A 16,225-nucleotide genomic window follows, 5' to 3' on the forward strand; every position below is an offset into this window, starting at 1 on the left:
TGACGGAGGAGGGGCGCCGGCCGAGCGCCGGCGCCCCTCCTCTCCGTTCCTCCGTGCCGTGCTCGTCAGGACGGTTGCGCCCGGCCCATGACCTGGGTGAACGTCGCCGGGTCGTCCGCGAAGCCGTGCACGCCGGCGCGGAAGGCCCAACCGCCGGAGCCCTCGCGTGTGAATGCGCCGATCGTGGCCGCGGTCGCACCGAGAACACCGCCGAAGTCGTCCTCGGCCAGGACGGTGTAGCCCTCGCGGATGCGCACACCCGGATTGCGCACCGCGACGAAGGTCCGCTCCGCCGCGCGCTGCTGGATGACGACACCGACCACCACGCGCGCGTACCGGCTGTCCAGCCGGTCGAGTTCGAGGGTCATGACCTCGTCCCAGCCGAAGCCCTTGCCGTCCTTGCTGTCCCGGTTGAGATAGATGGTGCCGTCGGGGGACCGGCTGTCGAAGTGCACCGCGTAGACGGGCTCGCCGTACGGATCGCTCGCCAGATAGGTGGCGGCGATGATGTCGAGATCGGTGGGCGGCTCTCCTGCCGGACTCGGGTCCCATTTCAGTGCGACTTCGGCCTTGCGGATCGCTTTGTTGAGGCCGTTCACCAGACTTCCCCTTCCCCGTTCCCCATGCGCCGCATCCGCCCTGAACTGCGGGGCGGACAAGGCCGGTTGTCCATCGTGCCACGCATGCACCACCCTGTGCCGCAGCACGGTCCGCCCGAGCGTGACCGACGCCACGCTCCGTGGCCTTACCATGGCGCGGTGCTGGTCAAGTGGATTCGCTGCACCGTGGTGGACCGCCGCGGCTTCGAGCGGGGGCAGCGAAAGTGGGCGGGGCTTCTGGGGGAGCCGGGGTTTCGGGGGCAGGGCGGTGGCTGGAGCCGGGGACGGACAGGTGTGGCGCACGTTTTCGCCTTCTGGGAGAGCCGCGCCTTCTACGACTCCTTCATGGCCCGCTCCCACGACCGGCTGGCGGCGGCCCAGGTGGGCACGTTCAAGGACGCGCAGGTCAAGCTCTTCGACTACCGCTTCGACGTGAAGACGGGCTTCGAACCACGCTTCACCGACGCCGACCTGGTGCGCGTCGCCCACTGCCGGGTCCACGAGCACCGCGCCGAGCACTTCACGCTGATGCAGGAGAAGGTGTGGAACCCCGCCATGGCGGGCTCGCCGGGCATGATCCGCGGACTGTTCGGCGAGGCACCGGGACATGAGTTCCTCGTCCTGTCGATGTGGCGCTCGTCCGCCGAGCACGGCAAGTACCGCGTGGAGCGTGTGGAGCGGCTGGCGCTACGGGCCCAGACGGAGGCGGACGTCGCGGCACTCGCCGGCGACATCGTCGAACTCGAGCCGACCTGGACCGTTTGAGAACTGGACCCGCCGGCCCGTTGTTCGTGCGCTCCGATGTGACCTGAGGTGCAGGAAATGTGTGACCTACGCCGTATGGAGCCCGTACGAGTGCTCGATCAGCCGTTGTCCGATCTAGGGTTTCGGCATGGCAAGACCACGGCGCATCGTCCTTGTCCGGCACGGAGAGTCAACGGGCAATGTTGATGACACCGTCTACGAACGCGAGCCCGATCACGCGCTGGCACTGACCGAGCGCGGATGGCGACAGGCCGAGGAGACCGGCAAGAGGCTTCGGGACGTCTTCGGCCGCGAGCGCGTCAGCGTGTACGTGTCGCCCTACCGCCGTACCCACGAGACCCTGCGCGCCTTCCACCTCGACCCCGAGCTGATACGGGTGCGCGAGGAGCCCAGGCTGCGCGAGCAGGACTGGGGCAACTGGCAGGACCGCGACGACGTACGCCTTCAGAAGGCGTACCGGGACGCGTACGGCCACTTCTTCTACCGCTTCGCCCAGGGGGAGTCCGGAGCCGACGTGTACGACCGGGTGGGCGGCTTCCTGGAGAGCCTGTTCCGCAGCTTCGAGGCCCAGGACCATCCCGCGAACGTGCTGCTGGTGACCCATGGTCTCGCCATGCGGCTGTTCTGCATGCGCTGGTTCCACTGGACGGTCGCGGAATTCGAGTCGCTGTCGAACCCCGGGAACGCGGAGATGCGGATGCTCGTTCTCGGGGAGGACGGGAAGTACACGCTCGACCGGCCCTTCGAGCGCTGGCGGGATCCGGAACCGTACGGGATCACCGGATAGAGTGGCGAAGCGATGACCCCTGATTCCTCTCCCGAAGGGCGCCTGGACCGCGCCCTGGCCAGCCTGCGTGGACTCGCGGTGGGGGACGCGCTGGGCTCGCAGTTCTTCGTTCCGGCGAACCTCCCGCTGCTCAAGCGGCACGAGCTGCCGTCCGGCCCCTGGCAGTGGACGGACGACACGGAGATGGCCTGTTCCGTGGTCGCGATCCTGACCGCCCACCGCCGCATCGACCAGGACGCGCTGGCGCACTCCTTCGCCGAGCGCCACGACTTCGACCGGGGATACGGCCCCGCCGTCAACCGCCTGCTGCGACTGGTCCGGGAGGGCGGCGACTGGCGCGAGCTGGCCGCGGCGCTCTTCAACGGGCAGGGATCGTGGGGCAACGGCGCGGCGATGCGGATCGCCCCCCTCGGCGCCTGGTACGCGGACGACCCGGAGCAGGCGACCCACCAGGCGGAGATCTCGGCCTATCCCACGCACCAGCACCGTGAGGCCGTCGTCGGTTCCATGGCGGTCGCCGCGGCCGCCGCGCTGGCGGCCGCCCCCGGCGGCCCGCCGAGCCCCGAGGCACTCCTCGACGGCGTCGTCGCGCTCATCCCGAAGAGCGCCGTGGGCGCGGGCCTGCGGCGTGCCCGGGACATGTTCGACTACGGCGACGCGGGCACCGTCGCGGCCGTGCTGGGCTGCGGGCGGCGTACGTCGGCCCATGACACCGTGCCGTTCGCCCTCTGGTCGGCCGCGCGATCCCTCGGCGACTACGAGCGGGCGTTCTGGACGACCGCGCGCGTCGGCGGCGACGTGGACACGACCTGCGCCATCGTGGGCGGTGTGCTCGGTGCGCGGAAGGCCGGGTCGCCGCCGGCCGAGTGGCTGGAGCGGACCGAGGACCTGCCGGGCTGGGTCCGGGCGTCGGCCTGACGCCTGTCTGCGGCGGAAGTCTCCGGTTGGACGGCCGCCTGACTCCGGCCCGAGAACTCTCTGTGTTCACCGGGAACTCTGCGTGACGGCCCGTCCGTTGTCCTGGCATCGACCGTGTGGGTCACGGGTCGGTGCGGGCGGGAGTCGCACGAGGCTTCAGGGGGGTGTTCATGCAGTTCGTGGTCGCATCGGCGGCACTTCTGCTTCGGGCCGTGTTCAGCCTGTCGGTGCTGGTGCTGGTGCTGGTGCTGGTGCTGGTGCTGGTGCTGGTGCTGGTGCGCGTGGCCGGACCGGCGTCCTCGCCGTCGGTCTCCTGGACCCGGTCCGGCCACCCGCGGTTCGGTGCGGGCGCGTCGCCCCGATCAGCCGACCGGCGCGGCCGCCGCGCCGGAGAGTGCCTCCAGATCGCTCTTGCGGACCCGGATCACGAACCACGCCGTGGCGAGGGCGACGACGGCCATGGCGGCGGCGGCGACGAAGGCCATCGAGATGCCGTGGGCGAGCACCTCGTGTCCCCACGTGCCGGGCAGATTGTGCGTCTTGGCGAACTCCGCCTTCTGCTCCGGCGAACCGCCCGTGAGGAACTTCGGCACCTGCTTCTCCGCCTCGTTCTTGCTGGCCGAGCCGAAGACCGTGGTCAGGATGGACAGACCGAGCGAACCGCCCACCTGCTGCATGGCGTTGAGCAGTCCGGAGGCCGCGCCGGCCTCGTGCTGGGCGACACCGGAGACCGCCGTGACGGTGAGCGTCACGAAGTTGAGCCCCATGCCGAAGCCGAACACCAGCATCGGGCCGAGCACCCCGCCGACATACGTGCTGTCGGAGCTGATGAGGGTCTGCCAGGCCAGGCCGACGACGGCCAGCGCCGAGCCGGTGACCATGAACGGCTTGGGTCCGAGCACGGGCAGGAACCGCTGCGACAGACCCGCGCCGATCGCGATCACCACCGTCACCGGCAGGAAGGCCAGCCCGGCCTGGATCGGCGTGTACCCCAGCACGTTCTGCACGAAGAGCACGATGTAGAAGAACATGCCGAACATCGCGGCGGCCAGGGTCAGCATGATCACGTACGTGCCCGAGCGGTTGCGGTCGGCGAACATCCGCAGCGGGGTGATCGGCTCCTTGGCCCGGGACTCGATGACCGCGAAGGCCGCCAGCAGGACCGCGGCGGCGGCGAAGGAGCCGAGGGTCAGGCTGTCCCGCCAGCCTTCGTCCGCCGCGCGGATGAATCCGTAGACGAGGGAGGCCATGCCGACCGTCGAGGTCGCGGCGCCGGCGATGTCGAAGCGGCCTCTGTGCCGTTCCGACTCGCTGATGTACATCGGCGCGAGCACGGCGATCAGTACACCGATCGGCACGTTGACAAAGAGCACCCAGCGCCAGTCGAGCCACTCGGTGAGCATGCCGCCCGCGAGCAGACCGATCGCGCCACCGCCCGCGGAGACGGCGGCGAAGACGCCGAAAGCCCGGTTCCTCTCGGGTCCCTCGGGGAACGTCGTGGTGATGAGTGCCAGGGATGTGGGCGACGCGATCGCGCCACCCATGCCCTGCAGGACTCGCGCGGCCAGCAACTGCCAGGGCTCCTGGGCGAGTCCGCCGAGCAGGGAGGCGAGGGTGAACAACAGGATGCCGGTCATGAAGACCCGGCGGCGGCCGAGGATGTCACCTGCCCGGCCGCCCAGAAGCAGCAGGCCACCGAAAGTGAGTGTGTAGGCGCTGACGACCCAGGTGAGGTCGGTGGTGGTGAAATCCAGCGCATTTTGAATGTGCGGGAGCGCGATGTTCACAATCGTCGCGTCGAGTACGACCATGAGTTGACAGGCCGCGATGACGGCGAGCGCGATGCCGGGGTGCCCTTCCCGGCGGGCCCTGCCCGGCTTCTGTTCCTTGATCAATTGAGAGGTTGTCACTATGGGTCCCCCACGAATACGGTAGTGAACGCTCGCGTTCACTGTCTCGTCAACGGTAGTGAGTCCCCAATAGAGAACGCAAGCGTTCACTTAAATTGATGTGTCGCGTGGCGTATCCCCCGACGCCGCCCCGCGGCGCCACCCCGTCCCCGGAAAACCCCGCTCCCCATGCCAGCTGGAGACACTCAGATGGTTACCTCGCGCTGGACGGCCGCCCCCGCTCAGGCGGCCTCCCTCCGTCGGCGCGGCGCCGTGCTCGAACGCGCGATCCTCGAAGCCGCCCTGGAACAGCTCAGCACGGTCGGCTGGAACGGCCTCACCATGGAGGGCGTCGCCGCCGGCGCCCAGACCGGAAAAGCGGCGGTCTACCGCCGCTGGCCGTCCAAGGAGGATCTTGTCGCGGACGCGCTCCAGGCCGGACTGCCGCGTCTTGAGCAAGCCCCGGACACGGGCAGCGTCCGGGAGGACCTGCTCGCCCTGTGCCGCGGAGCCCGCGACGCGATGTTCTCCCGGCCTGGTTTCGCGGTTCGCTCCGTGATTCACGAGTGCGATCCGGTCCAGGCCGAACGTTTCCACGCCGTGATCTTCGACGGCATCGTGGAACCCGTGCTCAAGCTGCTCCGCGAGATCATCACCCGTGGAATAGAGCGGAACGAGGTACGCCCCGACGCAGCGAACGACTACGTCTTCGACGCCATCCCGGCCATCATGATGTACCGCAACAAGATGCGCGGGAGCGAATGGGAAGATCGCGATCTCGAAGACATGGTCGACCAGTTGATGCTTCCGCTGCTCCGGCCGGGCGGCGCCTGAGGGCGAACCGCGAACGACCCGGGCCCGGCTGACGGAAACCGGGGTGTCGCCGGGTGATCCACGGGGCGTAGGCTATGGGGCGCCATGCCGTACGAACCTCCTACTCACACCGTCGAGCGCTCACTCCGCGCCACGACCGGAGCGAAGATCATTGCCGGTGTCGACGAGGTGGGGCGCGGCGCCTGGGCCGGTCCCGTCACCGTGTGTGCGGCGGTCACGGGTCTGCGCAGGCCCCTCGAAGGTCTCACCGACTCCAAGCTGCTCACCGTCAAGCGGCGTACCGCACTTGCCGTGGAGCTGGAGACGTGGGTGACGTCCTACGCGCTGGGGCACGCCTCTCCGGAGGAGATCGACGACCTGGGTATGACCGCCGCCCTGCGTCTGGCGGCCGGGCGGGCGCTCGCCGCTCTGCCGGTCCGTCCCGACGCGGTGATCCTCGACGGGAAGCACGACTATCTCGGTTCGCCCTGGCGGGTCCGTACGGTGATCAAGGGCGACCAGTCCTGCGTGGCGGTCGCGGCGGCGTCGGTGATCGCCAAGGTTCGGCGCGACAAAATGATGGCCGAACTGGGTATCGACCATGCAGACTTCGGTTTTGCGGACAACGCCGGGTATCCGTCGCCCGTCCACAAGGCCGCACTGGCGGAGCGGGGACCCACCCCGTACCACCGGTTGTCGTGGGCTTATCTTGATGCGCTGCCCCAGTGGCGGCACCTCAAGAAGGTCCGCAGTCTGGCGGACGGAAGCGTTCCGGAGATCGAGGGTCAGCTCGGCTTCGACTTCTGACGCTTCCGCTCGCACTCGTGTGCCACCCGCCGACGCGAGCCGCACCAACGTTTGATAAATATCAGCCCATGCCTCTCCTTCCCGAGGAGCCTCAGATTCACGAGAGTGCCCAGGGTCCCCGCGCCACGCCAGCCAGCGGCCGCACCGCGCCGACCCCCCGTCCCGTACCCGGTCCGCGTCCCGCGGCTCCGCCGCGTCCCGGTCGTCCCGGGCCGCTGCGGCCCGCGCCGCCTGCGCAGCGCTCGTCGCGCGACACGGCCCCGGTGAAGCCCGGGCCTCCGGCCCCGGCCCCGGCCACTTCGGCCACCCCGCAGATCCAGCTGATCCCGGCTCCGGTGGGCGGTGCGCTCGACGCCGCCGACGAAGCCGTGGACCTGCTCCTGGACTCGGGCCGTGCCCCCGGCGAAGTGCTGGTGATCACCACCGGCGAACAGCATCCGTGGGCCGCCCACGAGCTGTCCTTCGGTGAAGCCTCCTACTGGGCGCAGCACGAAGCGGGCGACGACGTCTTCTACATGGGCGCCGATGTCGCCACTCGTGCCGCCTCCCGTCCCGTGGTCGTGGTCGCCGTCAACGGCGGTTCCGACGCGGCCGCCGCCACCGCGCTGCCGCTGGCCCTCTCCCGGGCCGGCACCCTGCTGATCGTCTGCGGTGACCCGCAGCAGATCAACCCGGTTCTGGGCGCGGGCGTCTGAGCCTTTTCCGGTCCGTCCGCGAGGACACCGGAACGGCTCGGACGCCGTAGCGGCGGTCATGCACAGCGGGCGTTTCGGCATGCCCCGGGCCGGCAGGTCGGGGCGTCCTGAGCGTCCCGTCACGCCCGGTGGACGTCTGCGTTCGCCGACGGCCGCGCGGAGTCCTCGAAGGTGCCGGTACGGCTCACCGGGCTCGTCCCGCTCGCCGGGCTGCTCGGACGTGCCGGCCGTCCCGCTCGTCGGCGGAGCGCCGGGACCGCCCCAGACGGTGCTCTCAGCGAGCCGCCGCGCGGCGCAGGACCTCGGAGGCGGCACCGCCGGTTCGCGGCAGTGGGGGCGGTGCCTCGGACGAGCCGAGCGGCTCCGGCGTCGACCCCGCGTGGGGGCGGCGGCCGCCACGGCCCTCGCCGAGCACCTGCCAGCCGTCGCGTGTCAGCGTGATGTACGCACCGCAGCGCAGTCCGTGCAGTGTGCACGCATCACGCAGGCTCCACATCCAGGCGCCGTCCTCCTCGGTCCAGCGCGCGTCGCCCTCGCGGCAGTAGAGCAGCACCGCGGTGCGCACCGGTGTGCGGCGGCGCAGATCGTGCGGGATGACCCTGCGCAGCTGGGCGAGCAGTGTGTTGCGGAACATCCAGCCGTCGGCCGCGGCCGCGCGGCGGGTGAACGAGGCGCTGGCGCACAGCCGTTCGTCCGGATCGAGCACGGCCACGACGGCGGTCGCCGGCCGGGGATGGTGGCGGGCGTGCAGCCCGCTGACGACTTCCCGGGGATTGCGCAGCAGAGGGATCCCGGCTGCGGCCCACTCCGCGGGTTCGAGCATGCGGGCGAGGGGGTTGGCGGACGCGGCGGACAGGTCGGCCGATACCGACGCGGCCGCCGAGGACGGAGCGAATCCGAAGGTCACGGTCCTCCCTTCGGCTACACGCCCGCACTACGGGCGGAGGTCTGGTACGGGGGAGCGCGCACCGCAAACAGAGCCCTGCCGGGCCCACGGACGAAGCCGTGCGGGGAGCGGACTTCAATTCTTGCGGTCGAACTTGGATGCGGCAACGAGCAATTGGGGCCACTGACCGGAATCGGGGGGTGTGTGGTTTATATCCCTACCCAGAGTGTTGCGCCACGACCCATGAGGCCGCCGTTCACTTCAGGTTCGTACATCGTTGGGGTGAGCGTGGCCCGGCGAGCCGGTCGGCCTCTCCTCGGCCGTACGGTCCGTCTTTCCTCGGCCGCGCGTCTCGTCGACGGCTCGCCACGTGATCGTCACACCGGGTGAAGTGGCTGATTGTCGGTGCCGTCGGGTTGCATGGGGGCATGGACGAACCAGAGCTCCGCACCGAAGCCGACACCATCCTCGCTCAGCTGGTGGGTGATCCCGGCGGGTCCGCGCGTTTGCGGGAAGACCAGTGGCAGGCGGTCGCGGCCCTGGTGCGTGATCACCGGCGTGCCCTGGTGGTGCAGCGCACCGGCTGGGGCAAGTCGGCCGTGTACTTCGTCGCCACCGCCCTGCTGCGCCGACGCGGCTCGGGCCCGACGGTGATCGTCTCCCCGCTGCTGGCGCTCATGCGCAACCAGGTCGAGGCGGCGGAGCGGGCCGGCATCCGCGCGCGCACCATCAACTCGGCCAACCCGGAGGAGTGGGACACCATCCACGAGGAGGTGGAGCGCGGCGAGACCGACGTCCTCCTCGTCAGCCCGGAGCGCCTCAACTCCGTGGATTTCCGCGACCAGCTGCTGCCCAAGCTCGCCGCCACGACCGGCCTCCTGGTGGTCGACGAGGCGCACTGCATCTCCGACTGGGGCCATGACTTCCGCCCGGACTACCGCAGGCTGAGGGCGATGCTCGCCGACCTGGCCCCCGGCGTGCCGGTGCTGGCCACGACGGCGACCGCCAACGCGCGCGTGACGGCCGACGTGGCCGAGCAACTGGGTACCGGCTCCGGCGAGGCCCTGGTGCTGCGCGGCCCCCTGGACCGGGAGAGCCTGCGGCTGGGCGTGGTGCAACTGCCGGACGCCGCGCACCGCCTGGCCTGGCTCGCCGAGCACCTCGACGAACTGCCCGGGTCCGGGATCATCTACACGCTGACGGTGGCCGCGGCCGAGGAGACCAGCGCGTATCTGCGCCAGCGCGGCTTCCCGGTGGCTTCCTACACGGGGCGCACGGAGAACGCCGACCGGCTTCAGGCCGAGAACGACCTGCTCGCCAACCGGGTCAAGGCCCTGGTCGCGACCTCGGCGCTGGGCATGGGGTTCGACAAGCCCGACCTGGGCTTCGTGCTCCACCTCGGCTCACCGTCCTCGCCGATCGCCTACTACCAGCAGGTGGGCCGCGCGGGCCGCGGCGTCGAGCACGCGGACGTGCTGCTGCTGCCGGGCAAGGAGGACGAGGCCATCTGGCGCTACTTCGCCGACACGGCATTCCCGCCCGAGACGCAGGTACGGCAGACCCTCGCGACCCTCGCCGACGCCGGCCGCCCCCTCTCCGTACCCGCACTGGAGGCAGCGGTCGATCTCCGGCGCAGCCGGCTCGAGACGATGCTGAAGGTGCTCGACGTCGACGGCGCGGTCAGGCGCGTGAAGGGCGGCTGGACGACCACGGGCGCGGAGTGGGTCTACGACACCGAGCGCTACGCCTGGGTGGCACGGCAGCGGGGCGCCGAACAGCAGGCTATGCGCGACTACGTGAGCACGACGGAGTGCCGGATGGAGTTCCTGCGCCGGCAACTGGACGACGAGGGGGCGCGCCCCTGCGGGCGCTGCGACAACTGCGCGGGCTCCTGGGCCGATTCCTCCGTCTCGACGGAGACGCTGACCGCGGCGACGAAGGAACTCGACCGCCCTGGGGTGGAGATCGAACCACGCCGGATGTGGCCGACGGGCATGCCCGCGCTGGGCGTCGAACTCAAGGGCCGCATCCCGGCCGGGGAGCAGTGCTCCACGGGGCGTGCGCTGGGCCGGCTGTCGGACATCGGCTGGGGCAACCGGCTGCGGCCCCTGCTGGCCGAGCACGCGCCCGACGGTCCGGTTCCCGCCGACGTGCTGCAGGCCGCGGTGGCGGTCCTCGCCGACTGGGCGCGCTCGCCGGGCGGTTGGGCACCGGACGTCGCGGACGCCATCGCCCGACCGGTGGGGATCGTCGCCGTACCGTCCCTGACCCGCCCGCAGTTGGTGGGTTCGCTCGCCCAGGGGATCGCCGACGTCGGCCGTCTGCCCCTGCTCGGCACCCTGACGCACGGCGGACCGGGAGACGCGCACGCGGTACGGCGCAGCAACTCCGCGCAGCGGCTGCGGGCGTTGTCTGGTGCGTTCACCGTGCCGGAGGAGCTGAGGGGCGCGTTGGCCAGGTCTCCCGGGCCCGTTCTGCTGGTGGACGACTACACGGACTCCGGGTGGACCCTCGCGGTTGCCGCGCGGCTGCTCCGCCGGGCGGGCAGCGGGCAGGTGCTTCCGCTGGTTCTTGCGGCGACGGGCTGACAGGCCCCGAGAGGCGGCCTGAGGAGGACCGAGCGACGCTCGAATTGACGTGTCCCTGGCCCGACTTATCCACAGGGCAAAGCGGAGTTTCCTGATCCGCGAGATCGTCAAGGCATGACGAATCACGGCGAAACCACTGGATCCTCCGAAAACGGCAAGGCTGCGGAGCGCGACGGGCACGACTTCGGCGAGGAGGGTCCGGTGTCCTTCGGTGACGAGGGCCCGGACCGCTTCGGCGACGAGCCGTCGGCGTGCTTGGGCGGCGAGGGATCGGGCCACCCGGACCCGGGCCCGGCGCCGTCGGATGGACGCCCGGGCCACGTCGACTGCACCGCCTACGACAGCCACGGCGCGCAGCATCAGGTGACGCTCCGCACCCCCGCCGAGCTGGCCGACGCGCTGCCGTATCTGCTCGGGTACCGCCCCGAGGACAGCATCGTCCTGGTCGCGCTGCACGACCAGGACGTCCGCGGCCGGTTCGGCGGCCGTGCCCGGCTCGGCATTCCCGCCGGAGCGGACGACTGGGGTTCCGTGGCACGGCAGCTGGCCCAGGGGCTGGTGAAGGGAAGCGAGCGCAGGGGGGCCCGGCCCGAGCAGATGGTCGCCTACCTCATCCAGGAACCGGGGAAGGGCGAGTCGGGGCGGGACGTCATGGAGCGCTTGCGCCCACTGGCCCAGAAACTTCGCGTCGAATGCGGTCTCCTCGACGTGCCCGTCATCGAGGCGCTGTGCATCTCGGACGGCCGCTTCTGGTCGTACTGCTGCGTGAACGAGGCCTGTTGCCCACCCGGGGGAATCCCCATGGGACTGCCCGGCACCTCGGTCCTGGCCGCCGCCGCCACCTACGCCGGCCTTCAGGTGCGCGGGACCCTGCGGGAGCTGCGGGCCAGGCTGCAACCCTGGGAGACCGCCGCAGCCCTGGATCAGGAGAGCGCCCTGGATGCCGCGAGCATGGCGCTGGTTCCCAGGATTCTCGACGACGTCAGCCGCGCGGGCGTGGCCGACGAGACACTGGACCTGGCCGCGCGGATCATGCGCCGGCTGGCTGAAGCGACACCCGTGCCCGGCGCGCTCATGTCGGACCTCCGTGATGACGCACTGCTCGCACACGACGAGGCCGCGACCGTCATTCTCGGTCTGCAGGACCGCGTGACCCGGGACCGGGCGGCCGCATGGATGGAAGGCGATGAGGCCGCTGCGGCACTCCGGCTCTGGCGAGCACTGGCCCGCCGGTGCGTCGGGCCGTACGGGGAGTACGCGGCGGCGCCCCTGACACTGGCCGGTTGGGTCGCCTGGTCGACGGGCGACGGCCTGGAGGCCCGCGAGGCGCTGGCCATGGCGCTGGGGGCCGATCCGGGGTACCTGTTCGCTCGCCTGCTGCACCAGGCCTGCAACGAGGGACTGGACCCGGAGTCGATCCGCCGCTGCCTGCGGACGGAGCGGAAGGACCGCGACCGTGGGCAGGCGACGACGCAGGAGCCGCTCGGCGCGGACGAGGAGCTCGGCGACGGCGCGATGTCCGGCAAGGACGAAGATCTCTGCAGGCACGAGGACCTGAGCACGCACGAAGACCTGTGCAGCGATCAGGACCTCCACGAGAGCGACAAGGAGGCGGCCGCGGAGCCGTCGGGGAGCGAGGCCGCCGAGGCGGAACCCCTAACGGAAACGAACGGGCCGGTTTCTCGCTCGCGACGCCGCCACCGTCAGCGCGGACCGGTGGGCGGTCATTCGCGCTCGGCGAAATCAGAGCGGCGGGGGAGTGGAACGAGGGTTCCCCGCCCGCGGACGCTCGCGACAGGCGGCACTCGCCCCGGTGCCGCGGGTGCGGAGCACGCGCGCCCGCGTACGTCCGGAAAGAGCGCCGTGCGCCGACGCGGCGACCGGCCCGGAGAACTGCACACCGGCCACGAGGACCGACACACCAGCCCTGGGGACCGGCACACCGGAGCCGACGGCACGACGGGCGAGTTGTGAGCGTCCGCCGGGGAAGCGCTGGTCGGTGGGGCCGCATCGAGTTCGGCCGCGGCCCGCGTGAGCGTGACCCGAAGGTCCCCGCATCCGTTCACCTGTGTGGCGGAGCACCCGGATGCCCGTGCCGCCAGCCAGCCACGTCCGTCCGGACCTCCACCCGGCGCCGCACACGCCCGAGGCGCACCGAGCGCAGAAGAAGCCACGCCATGCACCAGCTGACTCCGCCTTCCGCGGCCGACGACGACAGGCCGGTCGACCGGCTCGGCCCGACTCCCGGGATGGGCGCCGATCCGCCGACGCACACGGACCGGGTCGGTCCGCCCGAGTTCCGGCTCACGACCGACGCAGCGCGCGCCTTTCCACCCATCGGCCAGGAGGGGCAGGCGCCGGTGACGACGGGGCGGCCCCCGGCCGTGTCCAGGTCCACGTCCGCACCCCCCGAGGGGCGTGCGGCCGGGCCGTCGGGCCCGACCCGGCATACCGAGCCCTGGCCGGACCGGTCACATCCCTCGCCGCCGTCGGCAAGCCAGAACCGGGCCCTGGCCCCACCCGCGATTCAGATCCCGAACTCGGCGGCGCCTCCTCGCCGACCTGTCGACCTGCCTCCCGCCCACACGACCATGATCTGCGTCGCCCTCCCCGCCCTCGCCATCTCCACGGACCAGGGGCAGATGACGGGACAAGGGCTCGACGGGTTCTACCGTTCGGGCCGACGCCTGCTCTCCCGTTGCCGGCTCCGCGTGTCCGGACGCGAACCGCTGGCCGTGCAGGCCCGCCTGACCACGGCCGGCAGCGCCCGCTTCGTGGGCGCGCTGCGCGCCTCGCCCCACTCGGGCCCCGACCCTGACCTCGTCGTCGAGCGCATCCGCCACGCGGACGGCACGGAGCGGATCACGCTGCGCAGTGCCGCCCTTCGCCCCCTGCGCGTGCCGGTCGAGGTCGCCCTCGGCACGGACCTGGCCGAGCTGGGCGCCATCGCGGCCGGCGCGGCGGGGCCCGAACTGCCCGCCAGCGTCTACGACTCGGGCCTACGCTGGTCAAGCCCCTCCGGGACCTCCTCGGTCACGGCGGATCCGCCGCCCATGGACGCGCTGGCTTCCGCAGGTTTGCTGCGCTGGGAATTCGAACTGCCCCCGGGCGGCAGCAGAAGCCTGGAGCTGCGGGTGCGCCGGGACGGAGCGGGCCCCGTCCGGGCCCTGGGCCGCACGGCCGCCGGCCCCCTCGCCGCCGCGCAGGCATCCGGCGACGACCCCCGGCTCCAGCCGCTGCTGCGGACAAGCATCGAAGATCTGAACGCCCTGCTGCTACGCGATCCCACGCACCCGACCGACATGCATCTCGCCGGAGGAGCCCCCTGGCGCTGCGGCTCCGCTCCGGCCGACGCACTCGCCGCGGCCCGGATGGCACTGCCCCTCGGCACCCGGCTCGCCGCAGGCACGCTGCGTGCCCTCGCCCGCACCCAACTCCGTGGCACAGGGCCGCAGTCGGGCATGTTCCCCGGCCCGAGACGGGACGCGGGAACCCACCTGCCACCGGCCTGCACCGGCACCGAAGCCGGCCTGCTCTTCCCGGTGCTTCTCGCCGAGGCCCGCCGCTGGGGCCTGCCCGATTCCGAGACGGAGGAGCTGCTGCCGACGGCCGAGCGCTGCCTCACCTGGCTGCGGACGACCGTCGGCGACGGCACCTATCTGCGCGACCCGCACACCGGCGGGCCCGTCCGCTGCGAGACCCAGGCCCACGCCCACCGCGCCGCGCTGCTGGGTGCCGATCTGCTCGAGGCCTGCGGCAGACCCGGCGTCGCCGCGCTGCGGCAGTGGGCCCGGGCACTGCGGACGGCGTTCCGGGAGGACTTCTGGATCGACGACCCGGGCGGCGGCAGACCCGCGGCCGCACGCGCCCCCGACGGCACCCGCGTTCCGCATCTGGGCGCGGCTGCCGTCCATCTCCTCGACACCGGCCTGCTCGGCGGGGGAGAACGGGCACCCGGGCTGCTCGGCAAGGTGCAGACCGGACAGCTGGCGCGGCTGCTCGGCGGCCCGGCCATGGACTCGGGCTGGGGTCTGCGCGGGCTGGCGGTGAAGGAAGCCGGATACAACCCGTTCGGCCACCGCACCGGAGCCGTCCGGGTCCACGAGACCGCCGTCGCCGTCGCGGGCCTGGCCGCAGCCGGCTACGAGAAGGAGGCGAGCTCACTGCTGAGGGGCGCCCTGGCCGCGGCCGAGTCGTTCGGGTACCGCCTGCCCGAGATGTACGCGGGCGAGCAGCGCACCGACGGGAGCGCTCCCCTGCCGCACCCGGCGGCCTGCCGTCCCGCCGCCACCGCCGCGGCCGCCGGCGTCCTGCTGCCGGTCACGCTCGCGGGCATCCGTCCCGACGCCCCCGCCCGGACGGTGACGTTGCGCCCCGTGCACAGCGCCCCCCTGGGGGAGGTCGTCCTGACAGGACTTCGGGTCGCCGGCGCCCCCTTCTCCGTACGGGTCGGCCGGCTCGGCCTCGCCATGGTCGAGGAGGCCGCCGACGGGCTGCAACTGGGGGTGTGACCACGGCCTGCGCCCCACCGCACAACGGCCCGGACCGCATGGTGAGACGCATATCGGACCGATGTGGATCAGCCAACGAAGCGACCGGCGAAGGGAGTGTTTATCGTCAAGCAGACGACTATGATCGCCGCATGCCCTACGACCCGTCAGCATTTCCGCCCTTCGCCGTCACCGTGGACCTGGTCGTGCTGACCGTGCGCCGCCATGCGCTGTGCGCGTTGGCGGTTCGCAGGGGCGAACCACCGTTCCAGGGGCGCTGGGCGCTCCCCGGCGGCTTCGTACGGGCCGACGAAGATCTGTCGCAGGCCGCGGCCCGCGAGCTGGCCGAGGAGACCGGGCTGCGTGCCCAGGAGTCGTCCGTGCCGGCCCAGGACAACGGCGCTCACCTGGAGCAGCTCGCCACGTACGGCGACCCCAAACGGGACCCGCGCATGCGTGTCGTCAGCGTCGCCCACCTGGCGCTCGCTCCGGACCTGCCCGCGCCCCGGGCGGGCGGAGACGCCAGCAACGCACGCTGGGCGCCGGTCGAGGAACTGCTGCAGCAGGGCGGCTACGGCCGTGACGGCGAACCGGTGGCACCACTCGCCTTCGACCACGCCCAGATCCTGTCCGACGGTGTGGAGCGCGCCCGTTCCAAGATCGAGTACTCCTCGCTCGCCACGGCGTTCTGCCCCACCGAGTTCACCGTCGGCGAGCTGCGCCGGGTCTACGAGGCGGTGTGGGGTGTGGCCCTCGATCCGCGCAACTTCCACCGCAAGGTGACGGGTACACCGGGCTTCCTCGTTCCCACCGGAGGGACGACGACCCGGCAGGGCGGACGCCCGGCGCAGCTGTTCCGGGCGGGCGGCGCCACGCTGCTCAACCCCCCGATGCTGCGCCCCGAGGTGTGACGGCGGAGTCCGAACTCGGCGCCGCGGGTTCGGTGGAGGACGGCGACGCGCGTCCGAGCAGTCCCGTCATGGACGGC

General features: G+C 71.8%; 13 protein-coding genes. 10 read left to right on the plus strand and 3 right to left on the minus strand.

Features of this window, described 5'->3' with window-relative positions; all coding sequences use genetic code 11:
* Positions 1-65: 65 nt before the first annotated feature.
* Positions 66-599, minus strand: coding sequence for a TerD family protein (locus ACIRPX_RS23590; protein WP_404197869.1), 534 nt, complete (start codon positions 597-599; stop codon positions 66-68).
* A 159-nt stretch (positions 600-758) separates the two neighbouring features.
* Between ACIRPX_RS23590 and ACIRPX_RS23595 the strand changes: the two genes are divergently transcribed.
* The 3 genes from ACIRPX_RS23595 to ACIRPX_RS23605 all read left to right on the plus strand — a co-directional run bounded on the left by ACIRPX_RS23595 (position 759) and on the right by ACIRPX_RS23605 (position 3,069).
* Complete coding sequence (locus tag ACIRPX_RS23595) at positions 759-1,364, plus strand: YdbC family protein (protein WP_404197872.1); 606 nt, start codon at positions 759-761, stop codon at positions 1,362-1,364.
* A gap of 127 nt (positions 1,365-1,491) precedes the next feature.
* Positions 1,492-2,151, plus strand: a complete 660-nt coding sequence (locus ACIRPX_RS23600; protein ID WP_404197875.1) for a histidine phosphatase family protein — start codon at positions 1,492-1,494, stop codon at positions 2,149-2,151.
* Positions 2,152-2,163: 12 nt separating this feature from the next.
* On the plus strand, positions 2,164-3,069 hold the full coding sequence (locus tag ACIRPX_RS23605; RefSeq protein WP_404197877.1) for an ADP-ribosylglycohydrolase family protein: 906 nt from the start codon (positions 2,164-2,166) through the stop codon (positions 3,067-3,069).
* A 362-nt stretch (positions 3,070-3,431) separates the two neighbouring features.
* Here the strand turns inward: ACIRPX_RS23605 and ACIRPX_RS23610 are convergent, their stop codons facing one another.
* Positions 3,432-4,979: an MFS transporter gene (locus ACIRPX_RS23610; protein ID WP_404197880.1), complete on the minus strand. Its 1,548-nt coding sequence runs from the start codon at positions 4,977-4,979 to the stop codon at positions 3,432-3,434.
* Between the two features lie 189 nt (positions 4,980-5,168).
* Between ACIRPX_RS23610 and ACIRPX_RS23615 the strand changes: the two genes are divergently transcribed.
* From ACIRPX_RS23615 to ACIRPX_RS23625, 3 genes are all read left to right on the plus strand, one after another.
* The gene (locus ACIRPX_RS23615; protein ID WP_404197883.1) at positions 5,169-5,792 is read left to right on the plus strand and encodes a TetR/AcrR family transcriptional regulator; all 624 of its coding nucleotides are present in this window, start codon (positions 5,169-5,171) and stop codon (positions 5,790-5,792) included.
* Positions 5,793-5,876: 84 nt separating this feature from the next.
* Positions 5,877-6,578 (plus strand): ribonuclease HII, encoded by a 702-nt coding sequence (locus ACIRPX_RS23620; protein ID WP_404197886.1) that lies wholly within the window; start codon positions 5,877-5,879, stop codon positions 6,576-6,578.
* A 68-nt stretch (positions 6,579-6,646) separates the two neighbouring features.
* Positions 6,647-7,273, plus strand: coding sequence for a hypothetical protein (locus ACIRPX_RS23625; protein ID WP_404197888.1), 627 nt, complete (start codon positions 6,647-6,649; stop codon positions 7,271-7,273).
* Between the two features lie 274 nt (positions 7,274-7,547).
* Here the strand turns inward: ACIRPX_RS23625 and ACIRPX_RS23630 are convergent, their stop codons facing one another.
* Positions 7,548-8,180, minus strand: coding sequence for a hypothetical protein (locus ACIRPX_RS23630; RefSeq protein ID WP_404197890.1), 633 nt, complete (start codon positions 8,178-8,180; stop codon positions 7,548-7,550).
* A 407-nt stretch (positions 8,181-8,587) separates the two neighbouring features.
* On the opposite strand from ACIRPX_RS23630, the gene ACIRPX_RS23635 reads away from it, so the two are divergent.
* The 4 genes from ACIRPX_RS23635 (at position 8,588) to ACIRPX_RS23650 (ending at position 16,148) form a co-directional block, all read left to right on the plus strand.
* Positions 8,588-10,747, plus strand: a complete 2,160-nt coding sequence (locus tag ACIRPX_RS23635; RefSeq protein WP_404197893.1) for a RecQ family ATP-dependent DNA helicase — start codon at positions 8,588-8,590, stop codon at positions 10,745-10,747.
* Between the two features lie 114 nt (positions 10,748-10,861).
* A complete protein-coding gene (locus ACIRPX_RS23640; RefSeq protein WP_404197895.1) occupies positions 10,862-12,721 on the plus strand; it encodes a DUF4192 domain-containing protein in 1,860 nt (619 codons plus the stop codon).
* Positions 12,722-13,338: 617 nt separating this feature from the next.
* Positions 13,339-15,258 carry a glycogen debranching N-terminal domain-containing protein gene (locus tag ACIRPX_RS23645; RefSeq protein ID WP_404197897.1) on the plus strand — a complete coding sequence of 640 codons (1,920 nt, stop codon included), beginning with the start codon at positions 13,339-13,341 and terminating at the stop codon, positions 15,256-15,258.
* Between the two features lie 131 nt (positions 15,259-15,389).
* Positions 15,390-16,148 carry an NUDIX domain-containing protein gene (locus tag ACIRPX_RS23650; protein ID WP_404197899.1) on the plus strand — a complete coding sequence of 253 codons (759 nt, stop codon included), beginning with the start codon at positions 15,390-15,392 and terminating at the stop codon, positions 16,146-16,148.
* Positions 16,149-16,225 lie beyond the last annotated feature (77 nt).

Origin of the sequence: Streptomyces sp. NPDC101225, from assembly GCF_044767585.1 — a bacterium.
Classification (GTDB): Bacteria; Actinomycetota; Actinomycetes; order Streptomycetales; family Streptomycetaceae; genus Streptomyces.